The sequence below is a fragment of the Clostridium sp. AF36-4 genome (assembly GCF_003435975.1).
Lineage (GTDB): Bacteria > Bacillota > Clostridia > Lachnospirales > Lachnospiraceae > Eubacterium_F.
On sequence record NZ_QTVH01000013.1, the window covers coordinates 37499 to 53198 of the forward strand.

Sequence of the window (15700 nt, forward strand, 5' to 3'; positions counted from 1 at the left end):
ATCTCCCTTCCTTACTTTGCCAGTTCAAGCATCCGCTCCAAAGGGCGGTTTGCCTGTGTGCGCATTTCATCCGTGACAGACATCGAATGCTCCCCTGTCTCTAAAACATGGACAATTTTTTCGAGTGTAATCTTTTTCATATTCGGACAGCACTGAGCAGAACCTGCCGAATAAAAAATCTTGTCCGGGTTTTGTTTTTTCAGTTCATACAAAACGCCAAGTTCCGTACCAATGATAAATTCTTTGGCATCAGCGGATGAAGCGTAATCAATGATTTCGGATGTACTGCCAATGAAATCTGCCAAATCAAGAATTTCCGGTCGGCACTCCGGGTGAACGATAAAAGGTGCATTCGGATGAGCTTTTTTAGCAGCTTCTACCTGATCCTTCCGGATAGATGCGTGTACATGACAATAGCCGTCATTGAAAATAAAATTCTTTTCCGGTACCTGTTTAGCAACAAAACGTCCCAGGTTTTCATCCGGAATAAAGAAAATGTTCTTATTTGGAAGTGCCTTTACAATGCGGATTGCATTGGAAGAAGTCACACAGACATCTGCGTGGCACTTTAATTCTGCCGTCGAATTGATGTAGCAGACAACTGCTAAATCCGGATATTCTTTGCGGAGTTCTTCAATTCGGTCGATATCCGCCATGTGTGCCATCGGACAGTCTGCTGTTTCATCCGGCATAAGTACAGTCTTTTCCGGGTTTAAGATTTTGGCGCTCTCGCCCATAAACGAAACACCGCAAAAGACGATGGTATCAGCATCTGTTTTCGTGGCAACTTTGCTTAAGTAGAAGGAATCGCCGATGTAGTCAGCAATTTCCTGTACTTCGTCATGAACGTAGTAATGTGCCAGAATAACAGCATTTTTTTCTTGTTTCAATTGTTTAATACGGTTTTGTAAATCAGACATAATTATCTGTTCCTTTCTGTGTATTGTGTCCTATGATAACACAAAACTTTACAGCTGACAAGACAGAAAGAAATTAAATTTGCTGTAACGGGTAAAATACAAAATCCCCGCCCGAACTTTCCCCTTCGGGACCGCTTTCGCTTGAGAACACTCGCAACGGTAAGCGAGAGTAAAATACACTCTCTGCTTACCGGCGGTGTTCTAGTCCCTTAGAGGAAAGTTCGGGCGGGGGATTTTTGAATTTAAGGTTACAGCAAATTTGAGTGACAGTGCGAGAAAGGGGACGATATTACAAGAGAACGGTTACTTACACAAAAGGGAAAGGGCGACTGGTAACCCAGCCGCCCTTTTGAAAGAGGAGTTTTATGAAAAAATATCAAAAATGTGAAATTGGCATTTGTCATATAAGTTGAAGTTGTTCTTTGTTTCAACTTATGGCTTTAGTATAAAAGTCAAATGTGTCGAAACGGTGTTCAAATTTAATATAATTTGTGAATTGTTTGTGAATTGAGGAATCTGCTTTCTTTTTCACCCAAACAATGGTAAAATAAAAAAAGATTGCTTTGAGAAAGAAGGTATGGGGGATTGAAATATAATGTAGATGAAATACAAAAGAATATGCATATACGACAGGTGGAAGGAATTGGAGACAGACTGGAAGAGGATATCAGAAGCATATTGAACCGTGCAGGTATCTATTTTCGCATTTTCAGCCGTGCGAAGACACCATTTTCCATTGCACAGAAATTAGAAAAACCGGGGTATGGATTTGGGGAACACGACAAGAAGATGCAGGATCTAATTGGACTGCGTGTCGTTGTGTATTATCAGGATGATATGGATATTGTGCGGACGATTTTGGAGAAAACATTTCGGCAGGTGGGCGAGTGGTCTAAAACGGACAATACCGAAGAAGAATTTAAGGCATCTAAGTTAAATGGCGTGTTCTGGGTGCCGGAAGAATATCAGCGTGTCTATAATGGAGACATTAGTTTTCTGCCGATTGATGCGACGTTTGAAGTTCAGCTTCGCACCATTTCTTTCGAGGGATGGCATGAGATTGAACACGATATGCGTTACAAATCACCGTATGGTGATGATTTTTGGCGCGAGGATTTGTCAAGGACCTTAAACAGCGTTCTTGCCAATCTGGAACTTTGTGACTGGACGACATTAAATGTATTTGAAAAGCTGGCAGATTATCATTATACCGAGCGAAAGTGGGAAATGATGCTTAAGGCAAAATTCCGCCTGCGGTTTGATTTAGAGCCATTGGCAGGAGAAATCTGTCAATTTTTGGATGAAAATGAAGAAGCAGCTTACTGTCTGTACCGATGTAACAGACCGGAAGTATTGTTTGCACTGCTTCGAGATGGTTACCATGAAAAAATTACTTACAATTTAATAGTAAAAGTCATTAATGATTCCGTAGCGGATTACGAGCCAAAGTTAAAACGCAAACTTGCGAAAATATGTCATGACATATTAAAGGTAGAGAAGCCTCAGCGAAATGAAAGACTGGAACTGAATCCTTTGGATGTGACGCCTTCATTCCAGCTAAAAGTGACTTTGTCGCATGACCCGCAAAGAGATTTAAATGAAGAATTTTTAACGGCGGTGAAATTCATTGCCGGATGGGCACAGGGACGGCTGCAGAATATTGTGGAAGGAATACCGGATACACCGATTGATTATGAATACCATGAAGCAGGATATTATTTACAAATACTAGGGAATATAAGCCTTGGATTTTATAAACTTACATTTGAGCACGCGGATGCGGAGCGTAAAGGAGTGGTATGGCGTACTAAGGTGATTTTGGAGCGAAGCGACTATATTCGTATGAAAGTGGATTGTGATTATTGTCATAATCCGGACCGTTTGATTCGTGACAGTTTTAACAAACCTCGTTTTGTAGATGAAATTTTTAGAAAGATTGGTTATACAGATGTGATTCCAATGATGACAAAGCCTCATAAAGTAGAAAAAATGAAGGAAATTGAGATGTTGAGTGAATTTATCGCAGACCATTCGCGTACACTGCCGGTTATTCTGGCTGTGGAAGAAGAGGACTCCGAGCGTCAGATTAATATTAATCGTTTGGCTGAGACGGTAGGCACTTACGCTCACGTATTTCTTCTTAGTAAAAAGGCAATTCCGATGATGGTGGAAAAATCAGACTATACGACAGAGGAACTGACCGGTGCTGTATGGGTGACATTTCAAAACGGTGAAGACAAATTTTATACGAGGGAGCGTATTGCAAACAGTCGGTTCGATTTTAATAAGTATGCGTTCGATTCCGGAAACGTTTACGAAAAAGCATTCAGACACAAATTAGTGCGCCTGATAAAGGAAAAGAACTGTTAAATGATTTACATCAAATTTACCTGAATTTTGCGCGTTGTTGCTTGACAAATAAAATGTACCTGCTATATAATTGAGACGGTATTATATTATTATTTAATCTGATTTATCACAGATTGAGTTTGAAAAGAAAAGGAGAGTAAAAGATGAAAAAAGGTATCACGAAAATTTTATCCGCATGTGTCTTTGCATTTGTTGTTTTCCTTGCAGCGGGAACGCAGAGTAAGGCAGCAGTGAACATGGGTGTAAAGCAGACTGGTGCAGGAAGTAGTTACGTGGATTTGGCATGGAATGCCCAGCTTGGAGCCGGACACTACCATACACAGTTTAGCCAGGATGGAAAAAACTGGATCGATATGGAATACAGTTCATCACCAAGTGATTCGGTATATAATTTAACACAAGGTGCCAGCTATTATGCACGTGTCGTGGCATACAATGGTAGTCACTATTCGGGAACTCATGTGATGGTCGGTGTTTCTGAGACGGCTATCGTATCGACAAAACCGACGGAGGTTACCGGATTAACACAGACAGCAGCAGGTGTGAATTCAGTTTCCATGTCATGGAATGCATCTGCAGGAGCAGCTTCTTATGTGATTTATGGGTATATTAACTACAATTGGACACAGATTGGTACATCAGCAACAAATTCTGCAACGATTACCGGTGTTGCTGCAACGACATCTACCAAATTTTCAGTAGCTGCTGTGAAAAATGTGACCGGCGGCACAGTAACCGGTGACCAGTGCAGTGGTGTAGAGATGAAAGCGATTCCGATTAAAGTAAGCCGGATTGCTATGCAGTATTATTGGGATTCGCTGAAAGAAGCAAAATATATCTGGACAGATGTAAACAATGCGGATGGTTATCAGTATGAAGTGAAATCTGCAAATGGCAAAAAGACATACTTTAGAGCTACATCAACAAGTTCTTACACCTATGTAAAGCCTTTCCCAAGAGGAATTTTCGTAAAAGCCCGTGTAAGAGCTTATGTGACAGTTGGAAATAAAGTTTATTACGGCGCATGGTCTCCGTATACATATCATGCATCCAGTAAGAAAGTAACGGCAAAACGCAGCAGTAACGGTAAAAAGATTTATTTGAAATGGAAGAAAGTTTCCGGTGCCAGCGGTTATCAGGTATATGTATCCACAAAATCAAATGGTGGATTTAAGAAAGTGAAATCCTTAAGCTCAAAGAAATCCAGTTATACGATTACAAAGTGTGGTAAGAAAAAACTGAAAAAAGGGAAAACGTATTATGTTCAGTTGAGATATCAGACAAAAGTCGGTAAGAAAAAAGTATCCAGTAAAATCGTAAGCAGCGCTACGGTATACTAAAAAATAAAAGCAAAACGGGAAACCCTAAAGAGTTTTATGCTCCTTGCGGTTTCCCGTTTTTTTTGTTATGATAAGATTGACTATAAACTATAAAGGAAGTGTTTGGGATGACATCAAGATTGTTTTACCACAAGGAGACAGGGGCGCCTGTACAGATTATTGCAAGAGCCCAGACAAAGCCTACTTATCAGGAAGTAATCTGTTATCAGGAATTAACAAAACCCTATGACCATTTTGTTATGGAAAAGCGGCAGTTTTTTGCTGAGTATGTAAAAGAATTTGCAGAATTGCCACTGGTTGGAAGAAAACAGATTGAAAAAAGAGAAGATTTGCCGAATAAGCAGCCAAGAATTTCCAAGGGAGAAATTATGGATGGAGGGCCGGCAGAAGCCGAGAAACCGGAAGAAGCAAAAGAACCGGAAGTGCCGGAGGCAATTCAGAAGATGCTTGCCTTCTTGGATGCAGAATCGTGTCATGAGAAAATTCGGATTCTGGAAGAAATGCAGGATGATTTAACAGAGCACATTTTGAATAATATTGCCGTGAGTCTGGATTTGTCGTTAGAGGATGACGAAGACGGATTCGAGAGAATTATGGCGGAACTTCGTATGAGAGAAAAATATGAAAGTGACCGGGGAGACAGACTGTGAGTAATTACCGCATTAAAATACAGTATGATGGAAGCCGTTACCGTGGATGGCAGAGGCAGCAGGGAGAAAAAAATACGATTCAGGGACGGATTGAACAAGTGCTGTCAAAGCAGATGGAATTTCCGGTGACGATTGATGGAGCCGGACGTACGGATGCAGGCGTGCATGCGAAAGAGCAGGTTGCAAATTTTCGTTTAAATACAGAAAAAACAACGCAGCAATTGCAGGATGTGTTAAATGAATATTTACCGGAAGATATACGGATACTGAAAGTAGAAGAGGCGGGCGAACGATTTCACAGCCGTCTCAATGCAACCGGAAAAGTATATGAGTACTGCCTTTGCAAAAAGGACGGATTTGATGTATTTGGCAGAAAGTACATGTGGCAGATGGACAAAGAATTGGATGTCATGCGGATGAGACAGGCGGCGGAAAAGCTTGTCGGCGAGCACGATTTTAAAGGGTTTTGCACCAAAGCCTCACGTAAAAAGTCGACCGAGCGAAATTTGTATGACATCACGATAACGGAGGATGAAAATCGGATTTATCTGACGTTTTACGGCAGTGGCTTTTTGTACAACATGGTCCGTATTTTAACGGGAACTCTTGTCGAGATTGGCATGGGCGAAAGAACAGCAGAATCGATTGATGAAGTATTTGCAAAGAAAGAACGTGCGCTTGCGGGTGTGACGGCACCTGCAAAAGGGCTTACGTTAGTGCGGGTTCTTTATGATTAAAAAGACGGGAGGCATTGGATGAGACGAATGGAATTTAAAATGGAGCGTCCGAATCTCGTAAAAGAAGGAGACGAGGTCACCATTACCGAAGGTGTTTTGCCAAGTGCTTATTATTACACAATCAATCCGGCGGTTGCGATGTCCGGAAACTATGTGTTCCGAGAGCGGCTGCAGTCGCGGACAGGCATTGTGCAGGAAATAAAGCATACGGAAAAAGGATTTTACGTTGTAGTAGAGTTTGATGAGGAAGACGTCTGAAAAAGCACCGTAGAAAAATCTGCGAATATTATAAATAGAAAGGAAAATGAAAATGGAACGTAAAAATGCATGGAAAGAATATACAGAAGCAGAAGTTTCTGAATTAGAAAAATTGAATGAGTCATACAGAAAGTTTCTGGATGCCGGAAAGACGGAGCGCGAATGTGTGAAACAGGCGGTTGCGATGGCGGAAGCAGCCGGATATCTTGACTTGAACAAAGTGATAGAGGAAGGAAAACAGGTGAAAGCCGGCGACAAATTGTATGCTGTTAATATGAAGAAATCGCTTGCTTTGTTTCAGATAGGAAAACAGCCCCTTGAAAAAGGAATGGCAATTTTAGGAGCACACATTGACTCACCGCGTCTGGATATCAAACAGAATCCGCTTTATGAAGATACCGAACTTGCTTATCTGGATACGCATTACTATGGCGGTATCAAAAAATACCAGTGGGTAACGCTGCCACTTGCCATTCACGGTGTGATTGCAAAAAAAGACGGAACAATCGTAGATGTGTGCATTGGTGAAGATGAAAATGATCCGGTATTCTGTGTGACGGATTTGCTGATTCATCTGGCTGGTGAAAACATGGAGAAAAAAGCCAACAAAGTCATTGAGGGAGAAGCCCTTGATATTTTAGTGGGAAGCCGCCCATTAAAAGGTGCAGAAAAAGAGGCGGTCAGCAAACAGATTCTTTCTATTTTAAAAGAAAAATATGATATGGAAGAAGAAGACTTCCTTTCGGCAGAACTGGAAGTGGTACCGGCAGGAAAATCGCGTGAGTCTGGTCTGGATGCCAGCATGATTATGGCGTATGGACAGGATGACCGTGTCTGCGCTTATACCTCTTTGGTGGCAATGCTTGAGGTGGAAAATACGGAATACACAACTTGCTGCCTGCTTGTAGACAAAGAAGAAATCGGCAGTGTCGGTGCGACCGGCATGCGCTCCCGTGTCTTTGAAAATACAGTAGCAGAAGTGCTCTCTGTGTGCGGACAGTATTCAGACCTTGCCCTTCGCCGCTGCCTTGCAAATTCAAAAATGCTCTCATCGGATGTAAGCGCCGCATTTGACCCGGTTTATGCATCCGCTTATGAAAAGAAAAATGCAGCTTACTTTGGACGCGGTATGGTATTTAACAAATTTACCGGTTCCCGCGGAAAATCGGGAAGTAATGATGCAAATGCCGAATTTATGGCACAAATCCGTGGTATCTTAAAAGATGCCAAGGTGGCTTATCAGACGGCCGAACTTGGAAAAGTAGATGTCGGTGGCGGTGGAACCATTGCTTATATTATGGCGCTGTATGGCATGGATGTCATTGACTGCGGCGTTGCCGTTCTCAATATGCATGCACCGTGGGAAATTACAAGCAAAGCTGATGTTTATGAAACGAAAAAAGGCTATGTAGAATTTTTGAATCGAATTATGTAGTTTTCAATGAAAAAGTAAAGGAAACAAAAGAATGATAAAAAACAGACTGCGGTTTGCAGGCGTGGGAATTATAGGAAGTATTCTGGCACTGGTGCTTATTTTGGCACCGGTGCCTTCTCATGCCAAAGAAAAGGCAAAAGATGCCGGTTCGGTTGCGGCATTGGAGAAAAAAATGCTGGCGAAATCTACAAAGAAAATCTCATTTCGACAAGGGAAAATTCGCAGCACATCAGGAAAAGTATGGAAAAAGGGAAAGAAAATTAAAAAGAGTGAAAAAACACTTTCCATAAAAAAGAAAGGCTGGTACACACTCTGTGTCACAACAACCTCAGGGAAAAAGAAATTGACGCATTTGTATTTTGAAAAGAAAAAATATGAAATCACGATAAATCAGACGGTACATAAATCGGTGGGATATTATTATATTGCCTCACAGGATAAAAAAGAGCTTGTCATGGAAGTGAAGAATTCTTCCATGGCAGAAAATGCTGCGGTTTCTCTGTGGACCAAGGGCGACAATGCCTGCCGTATGTGGAAGGTTGAAAGTGCCGGCGGTAAAAAGATTCGCCTGAAAAATGAAAACAGCAGTCTTTATCTTACTTATCATAAAGCGTCAAATTCGCTGGTGCAGAAAAAATATAGTAAAAAAGATAACAATCAGATATTTTCCCTTTATCAGGGAAGTGGGGGAAGCACGTATCTGAAGTGTGTCGGAGCCAAGGCGTTTGTATGTGCCGAGGGAAATACGCTTACGTTAGGTACACGGAAAAGAAATAAAAAATGGCGTTTTGTCTGGGAGAAAATCGCAAAACCGACACCGGCAGCATTTGTTTCCGGTGCCACATACCCGGCAAGACTGTTAGTGGGACATGCTTTTACACTGAAAGGGATGATTGCTTCCAGATATTCAATTTCCTTATTTAGTGTTTCGGTATATGACAAATCGGGAAAGGTTATGCTGCAAAAGAAATGGAATGGAGACAGTTGCTTTGGAACGGTTTCTACTGCCGATTCGGCTATTACATTTGGTAAACTGACAGAGGGAACGTACCGTTATCTTGTAGCCATCCGTGATGTGACAAAAACAGACATCATATTGATTAACCGGGAATTTACTGTAGGGGCTTTATCGGGTGGAAGCAATATGACACTTTCTTATGACGCAGCAAAGATAGCGGCAGTCGGGTACCAGAGCAATGGAACGGCGCTTGAGAAAAAGGCGTGTGCTTCGTATGCACTTGCATACTGTAATGCTATTTTGACCGGTACGGTAACAAGTCCACACAGTTATTGGAGTAGTTCTACAAATGTAGACTGCGTGTGGAGCAAAGGTGGCTATACGACGAAATCTTACGTTTCAGAGGCAGCTGTTTTGCAGGCGGCATACAATGAATTAATGGCAGGAAAACCTTCTATTCTTCACGTAACCGGAAATACACCACAGCACTGGATAACGATCATCGGCTGTAAAAAGACAGGGGGTGGCAGCGGGATTTCAGTGTCTGATTTGGTGGCGATTGACCCATGGGATGGAAAAGTCATTACCGTTTCTGACAAATATAAGGTAAAAACTTCGTACCGCCTTGGTGTAAAAAGTTGATTCAGTCGTTTCAGAGGGGATGAAACGGACAGACGACACTGGAAATGGGGAAGATTGTACTTTATAATGAAGAAAATAGTTGACAACAAAGAGCGGATAGGATAGTATAGATACATACAGAACATCCGTTCGGATAATCAGGAGGGTATGAACATGCAGAAAGATCCAAATAAGGTAAAAGCGCTGGAGGCAGCGATTGCACAGATTGAGAAAAATTATGGACAGGGTTCGATTATGAAACTGGGAGATACCAGACACATGCAGGTAGAGTCAGTACCGACCGGTTCTTTGAGTTTAGATTTAGCACTGGGAGTTGGTGGTATTCCGAAGGGACGTATCGTGGAGATTTACGGTCCGGAGTCCAGTGGTAAGACGACGGTTGCGCTTCATATGGTAGCAGAAGTGCAGAAGCAGGGTGGTATCGCAGGGTTTATTGATGCGGAGCACGCACTTGATCCGATTTATGCAAAGAATATTGGAGTAAATATTGATGAGCTTTATATTTCCCAGCCGGACAGTGGAGAGCAGGCGATGGAAATTACAGAGACGATGGTACGTTCCGGAGCAGTGGATATTGTAATTGTGGACTCGGTGGCTGCTTTGGTTCCAAAACAGGAGATTGACGGTGAAATGGGAGATTCTCATGTGGGATTGCAGGCCCGCTTGATGAGCCAGGCACTTCGTAAATTGACAAGTGTAATTAACAAATCAAACTGTACCGTTATCTTTATCAACCAGCTTCGTGAGAAGATTGGTGTCATGTTTGGTAATCCGGAGACGACAACCGGTGGTCGTGCACTGAAGTTTTATGCTTCTGTTCGTCTGGACGTAAGAAGAATCGAGACATTATCCCAGGGCGGAGAAAAAGTCGGAAACCGTGTTCGCGTAAAAGTAGTAAAGAATAAGGTGGCACCGCCATTCCAGGAAGCAGAATTTGATATCATGTTTGGTAAAGGAATTTCGCGCGAGGGAGACTTACTTGACTTGGCAGCGAAGAATGACATTATTATTAAAAGCGGAGCGTGGTATTCCTATCATGGAGAGAAGATCGGACAGGGCCGTGAGAATGCGAAGAAGTATTTGACGGAACATCCGGATGTCTTTGCTGAAGTTGATACAGCAGTCCGTGCGAAGTGTCTGCCGAATGCATCAGAGGAAGAAGAAACAGCAGAGGAAGAAAAAAAAGCACCGGCAAAGAAGACAGCAAAAAAGGATGAGTAATCAATGAATCAGAAAGAGCCGATGGAAAAGGCGGCGAAAGAGCCGGAAGAAGTAAGAAAGGCAAAAGAAAAGGCGATGCGTCTGCTTTTGCAGCAGGACAGGACGGAGAAGGAATTAAGAGACCGTTTGTACCGTGCCGGCTTTTCGGAAACGGCATCCGAAGCAGCGATGCAGTACGTATCTGGGTTTGGTTATCTGGATGACAGGCGCTATGCGGAAAATTACATTTCTTTTCATAAAGGAAGAAGAAGCCGCAAGGAGATTTCGTTTAAATTAAAAAACAAAGGAGTTCCACCGGAAATACTTTCCATGGCGATGGAAGGATACGAGATAGAAGACGAATCCGTTGCCATTGAGCACTTGATTCAAAAAAAGATAAAAGGACAGAGATTGTCCGATATGGAGTATACACAGTTGAATAAAATAACCGCTTATCTGGCGAGGAAAGGTTTTTCCTTTCCCGTCATTTCGCGGGCAATGAGAGAAATGAAAGAAAGAGAAAGCAGCTAAAATGGCGGGTGCAAAGCACTTCGGTAAGTTTTGGTTGCTTTTTTAACCTCCTTTGTGTATAATGTAGTACATATGAGATTTTGGGTGAACTATGCCCATTTTAATTGTTGTGCCATAAAGGCAGATTGGAGTTTGACATGAAGTACTTTGGAACGGATGGATTTCGCGGAGAAGCCAATGTGACTTTGAATGTGGAACATGCATACAAAGTTGGCCGCTTTTTGGGAAATTATTTTCAGAAAGAAGACCATAAGGTACGTGTGGTAATCGGAAAAGATACCAGATTATCCGGCTATATGTTTGAAACTGCACTGGCAAGTGGATTGACAGCAAGCGGTGCGGACGTATATGAATTGCATGTAACTACGACGCCGAGTGTGTCATATCTGGTGCGAAAAGAGAACTTTGATTGTGGAATTATGATTTCGGCAAGCCACAATCCATATTTTGATAATGGTATTAAGGTAATCAATGGCAAAGGTCATAAGTTAGAGCCGGAGATTGAAGAACAGATTGAGAAGTATATCGATGGTGAAAGCGAAGAAATTCCGATGGCGAAACGTGAGGCAATTGGTCGCTGTTTCGATTACACAAAGGGAAGAGACGAGTATATCGAGTATTTGAAAGATTTGGTGAAAGAACCGTTTGACGGAAAAACGGTTGCGTTGGATTTGGCAAATGGATCCGCTTCTATGATTGCAAAAGAAATCTTTGAATCAATGGGTGCGCAGGTGATTGCCCGCCACGATGAGCCAAACGGTACCAATATTAACCGTGAGTGTGGTTCCACTCATATCGAAGTCCTTCAGGCATTGGTTTATGATACCGGTGCGGATATCGGATTCGCTTATGATGGTGATGCAGACCGTTGTCTTGCCGTTGATGATGATGGCAAGGTGATTGATGGTGACCACATTTTGTATCTTTGTGGCAAATACCTCAAAGAGCAGGGCAAGTTAAAGGACGATACCGTAGTTACGACAGTTATGTCGAACATGGGATTGTATAAGGCTTTTGATAAGCTGGGGATTCATTATGAGCAGACTGCCGTTGGTGATAAGTATGTCTGCGAGAATATGATGGCAAACGGCTATGTGATTGGCGGTGAACAGTCCGGTCATATCATATTCAAGGAGCATGCAGTAACCGGAGACGGTATTCTGACATCTCTTATGATTATGGAAGCATGGCTTCATTATGGAAAGCCGATGTCGATGCTGACAGGCGATCTGGTGATTTATCCACAGCTTTTGGAAAATGTCAAAGTAAAGGATAAAGTAGCAGCAAGAGAAGACGAAGATGTACAGAAGGCTGCGAAAGAAGTAACGGAAAGCCTTGGAGATGCCGGACGGCTTTTGCTTCGCGAGAGCGGTACGGAGCCATTGATTCGTGTTATGGTAGAAGCTGAGACCGATGAGATGTGCAGGGAAAATGTGGATAAGATTGTTAAAGTTTTACATGAAAAAGGTCATGTACCAGATTAATAGAAAGAAACAAAATAAAGGAGAGTAACGAATGAAAGGTGCGTTTTACACAGGACAGTACCGCAATGTGTTCGCGGAACTGGGGCATTCACAGGAAGAAATTGCTCAAAAACTCAAAGATGCATTCCATACCGTATTTTATGGTCCGGATGATGAGAAATTCTATTTTGAAGCTGGCGACGATATGGGATATTTTGAAGATACCGGTAATTTCGATGCCCGTACAGAGGGTATGTCATATGCTATGATGATGTGTGTACAGATGGACATGAAAAATGAGTTTGACCGTGTTTGGAAATGGGCAAGAACTTATATGTACATGGAAGATGGTTATAATAAAGGATATTTTGCATGGTCATGCAAGACGACCGGTGAAAAGAATGATTTAGGACCGGCGCCGGATGGAGAAGAATTTTTTGCAATGGCATTGTTCTTTGCCTCCCACCGCTGGGGTGACGGCGAAGGCATTTTCAATTACTCACAGGAAGCAAGAAACATTTTAAGTGCTTGTATCCACAACGGTGAGAAAGAGCCGGGAGATCCGATTATGGAGCCGGAGAATTATTTGATTCGATTCATTCCGAGCCGCAAGTTCAGTGATCCATCCTATCATTGTGCTCATTTTTATGAGTTATTCAGTATGTGGGCAAATGAAGAAGACCGTCCATTCTGGAAAAAGGCAGCAAAGGCAAGTCGTGAGTATTTGAAAAAAGCGTGTCATAAAGACACCGGACTGGCTGCTGAGTATGCTTACTATGATGGAACACCATACGAGAAAGAGCAGGATGTCTTTGGTGGACGCCATGACTGGTATTACAGCGATTCTTACCGTGTTATTGCAAACATCGGTCTTGATTACGAGTGGTTTGCAGCAGATGAGTGGAATGTTGAGAATAATAATAAAGTGCAGAAATTCTTCTGTGAAACGCACAAAGATGAAGAATTTAAAATATACGAGATTGACGGTACGGTGATTGAACAACCGGCACTGCATCCGGTAGCTATGATTGCTACGAATGCACAGGCGTCTCTGGCTGCAAACGGACCTTATGCGAAAGAATGTGTAGAGCGTTTCTGGAATACACCGCTTCGTAAAGGTGAGAGAAGATATTATGATAATTGTCTGTATTTGTTTGCATTGTTAGCATTAAGTGGAAATTATCGAATTTATTAAGGAAAGAAAATTGGAGGAAAACAAAATGAGTTACACAGTAGAAAATTTAGAAAAGAGCATGGCAAAAATCACCATTACCGTAGATGCAGATGCATTTGAAGAGGCAATGGTAAAATCTTATAACAAAAACAAGAAAAACATCAGCATTCAGGGCTTTCGTAAAGGTAAAGCACCACGTAAAATGGTAGAGAAACTTTACGGACCGGAAGTTTTTTATGAAGATGCAGCAAACTTTGCAATTCCGGATGCTTACGAAGAAGCAGCAAAAGAGAGTGGCTTGGAAATCGTATCTCGTCCGGAAATTGATGTTGTAGAAATCGAAAAAGGGAAAGATTTCATATTTACAGCAACCGTAGCCGTAAAACCGGAAGTTACTCTTGGTGACTACAAAGGAATCGAAGTAGAGAAGAAAACGGTAAAAGTTATGGCGGCTGATGTCAATGCAGAAATCGACAAAGTACGTGAGCAGAACAGCCGTATGATTACTGTTGAAAACCGCGGTATTAAAAAAGACGATACAGCAGTCATCGACTTTGAAGGTTTTGTAGATGGTGAGCCATTCCAGGGCGGCAAAGGCGAGGATTACTCTTTGGTAATCGGAAGTCACTCATTTATTGATACATTCGAAGACCAGTTAGTTGGTAAAAAAGCTGGCGAGGAAGTTGATGTAAATGTAACTTTCCCGGAAGAGTATCATGAAGCTTCTTTGAAAGGTAAACCGGCACTTTTCAAAGTTACAGTAAAAGAGATTAAGAAGAAAGAACTTCCAAAACTGGATGATGAATTTGCCAGCGAAGTTTCTGAATTTGAGACACTCAAAGAGTATAAAGCAAGTGTTAAGAAAAACTTGACAGAGCGCAGAAAAGAAGAAGCAAAGAGAGAAAAAGAAAACGAAGTAGTAGAAAAAGTAGTAGAAAATATTACAGTAGAACTGCCTGAACCAATGGTTGATGAGCAGACACAGCAGATGATTCAGGAGTTTGCTGGAAGATTGTCAAGTCAGGGTCTTTCCTTTGACCAGTACATGCAGATGACTGGCATGACAGTAGATGCATTGATGGGACAGATGAAACCGGAAGCTGAGAAGAGAATTCGTACTCGTCTTGCTCTTGAAGCAATTGTTGACGCTGAGAAAATCAAAGCAACAGCAAAAGACATTGACAAAGAAATCGAGAACATGGCAAACATGTATCAGATGGAAGTGGACAAGATTAAAGAAATGATTGGTGATGCTGAAAAAGAGCAGATTGGTAAAGATCTTGCTGTTCAGAAAGCAGTTGACTTTGTTGTGAAAAATGCAGTAGAAGTTGAGCCTGCAGAAGAAGACAAAGAAGAGAAATAATCAATTCAAAAAGAATGGAGGTATCTCGCAATGGCATTAGTACCTTACGTGATTGAACAGACAAGTCGTGGCGGTGAACGTTCTTATGACATTTATTCACGCCTTTTAAAAGAAAGAATTATTTTCCTCGCAGACGAGGTAAATGACCAGACCGCAAGTTTGGTTGTTGCACAGCTTTTGTTTTTGGAATCGGAAGATCCGAACAAGGACATTCAGCTGTATATCAACAGTCCGGGTGGTTCTGTAACAGCCGGTATGGCAATTTACGATACAATGAATTATATCAAATGTGATGTATCTACAATCTGTATCGGTATGGCAGCCAGTATGGGAGCATTTTTGTTATCCAGTGGTGCCAAAGGCAAACGTTTAGCTCTTCCGAATGCAGAGGTGATGATTCACCAGCCTTCCGGTGGGGCCAAGGGACAGGCAACTGAGATTCAGATTGTTGCTGAAAATATCTTAAAGACAAAGAAAAAGTTAAACGAGATTTTAGCAGCAAACACCGGACAGACGGTAGAGAAGATTGCAGAAGATACAGAGCGCGATAATTTCATGAGCGCAGAAGAAGCAAAAGCATATGGCTTGATTGATGAAATCGTAGAAAGCCGTAACGCAGCAAAAGAAAAAGAATAAACAAGTGAAATGGTGCCGCCGAA

At 42.0% G+C, this 15700-nt stretch carries 14 protein-coding genes; 13 read left to right on the forward strand and 1 reads right to left on the reverse strand.

What is annotated here, in order from left to right:
* Window positions 1–11: 11 nt before the first annotated feature.
* Window positions 12–920 carry a quinolinate synthase NadA gene (gene nadA / locus DW005_RS08350; RefSeq protein ID WP_117478917.1) on the reverse strand — a complete coding sequence of 303 codons (909 nt, stop codon included), beginning with the start codon at window positions 918–920 and terminating at the stop codon, window positions 12–14.
* A 585-nt stretch (window positions 921–1505) separates the two neighbouring features.
* On the opposite strand from nadA, the gene DW005_RS08355 reads away from it, so the two are divergent.
* The 13 genes from DW005_RS08355 (at window position 1506) to clpP (ending at window position 15677) form a co-directional block, all read left to right on the forward strand.
* Complete coding sequence (locus tag DW005_RS08355) at window positions 1506–3290, forward strand: hypothetical protein (protein ID WP_117478918.1); 1785 nt, start codon at window positions 1506–1508, stop codon at window positions 3288–3290.
* A gap of 143 nt (window positions 3291–3433) precedes the next feature.
* Complete coding sequence (locus tag DW005_RS08360) at window positions 3434–4630, forward strand: hypothetical protein (RefSeq protein ID WP_117478919.1); 1197 nt, start codon at window positions 3434–3436, stop codon at window positions 4628–4630.
* A 107-nt stretch (window positions 4631–4737) separates the two neighbouring features.
* Entirely contained in the window at window positions 4738–5280 is a 543-nt protein-coding gene (locus DW005_RS08365) for a hypothetical protein (RefSeq protein ID WP_117478920.1), read from the forward strand.
* Window positions 5277–6017, forward strand: coding sequence for a tRNA pseudouridine(38-40) synthase TruA (gene truA, locus DW005_RS08370; RefSeq protein ID WP_117478921.1), 741 nt, complete (start codon window positions 5277–5279; stop codon window positions 6015–6017). The genes DW005_RS08365 and truA overlap by 4 nt, the downstream gene beginning before the upstream one ends.
* An 18-nt stretch (window positions 6018–6035) precedes the next feature.
* A complete protein-coding gene (locus DW005_RS08375) occupies window positions 6036–6275 on the forward strand; it encodes a hypothetical protein (protein ID WP_117478922.1) in 240 nt (79 codons plus the stop codon).
* A gap of 52 nt (window positions 6276–6327) precedes the next feature.
* Window positions 6328–7710, forward strand: coding sequence for an aminopeptidase (locus DW005_RS08380; protein ID WP_117478923.1), 1383 nt, complete (start codon window positions 6328–6330; stop codon window positions 7708–7710).
* Window positions 7711–7741: 31 nt separating this feature from the next.
* Window positions 7742–9310 (forward strand): RICIN domain-containing protein, encoded by a 1569-nt coding sequence (locus tag DW005_RS08385; protein ID WP_117478924.1) that lies wholly within the window; start codon window positions 7742–7744, stop codon window positions 9308–9310.
* Between the two features lie 153 nt (window positions 9311–9463).
* The gene (gene recA, locus DW005_RS08390) at window positions 9464–10531 is read left to right on the forward strand and encodes a recombinase RecA (RefSeq protein WP_022376226.1); all 1068 of its coding nucleotides are present in this window, start codon (window positions 9464–9466) and stop codon (window positions 10529–10531) included.
* Between the two features lie 3 nt (window positions 10532–10534).
* Entirely contained in the window at window positions 10535–11041 is a 507-nt protein-coding gene (locus tag DW005_RS08395) for a regulatory protein RecX (protein ID WP_117478925.1), read from the forward strand.
* 137 nt (window positions 11042–11178) lie between these two features.
* Entirely contained in the window at window positions 11179–12525 is a 1347-nt protein-coding gene (glmM, locus tag DW005_RS08400; RefSeq protein WP_022376224.1) for a phosphoglucosamine mutase, read from the forward strand.
* A gap of 31 nt (window positions 12526–12556) precedes the next feature.
* Window positions 12557–13699 carry a glycosyl hydrolase family 8 gene (locus DW005_RS08405; protein WP_022376223.1) on the forward strand — a complete coding sequence of 381 codons (1143 nt, stop codon included), beginning with the start codon at window positions 12557–12559 and terminating at the stop codon, window positions 13697–13699.
* A 25-nt stretch (window positions 13700–13724) separates the two neighbouring features.
* Window positions 13725–15041 (forward strand): trigger factor, encoded by a 1317-nt coding sequence (gene tig / locus DW005_RS08410; protein WP_117478926.1) that lies wholly within the window; start codon window positions 13725–13727, stop codon window positions 15039–15041.
* Between the two features lie 30 nt (window positions 15042–15071).
* Complete coding sequence (clpP, locus tag DW005_RS08415) at window positions 15072–15677, forward strand: ATP-dependent Clp endopeptidase proteolytic subunit ClpP (RefSeq protein ID WP_117478927.1); 606 nt, start codon at window positions 15072–15074, stop codon at window positions 15675–15677.
* Window positions 15678–15700 lie beyond the last annotated feature (23 nt).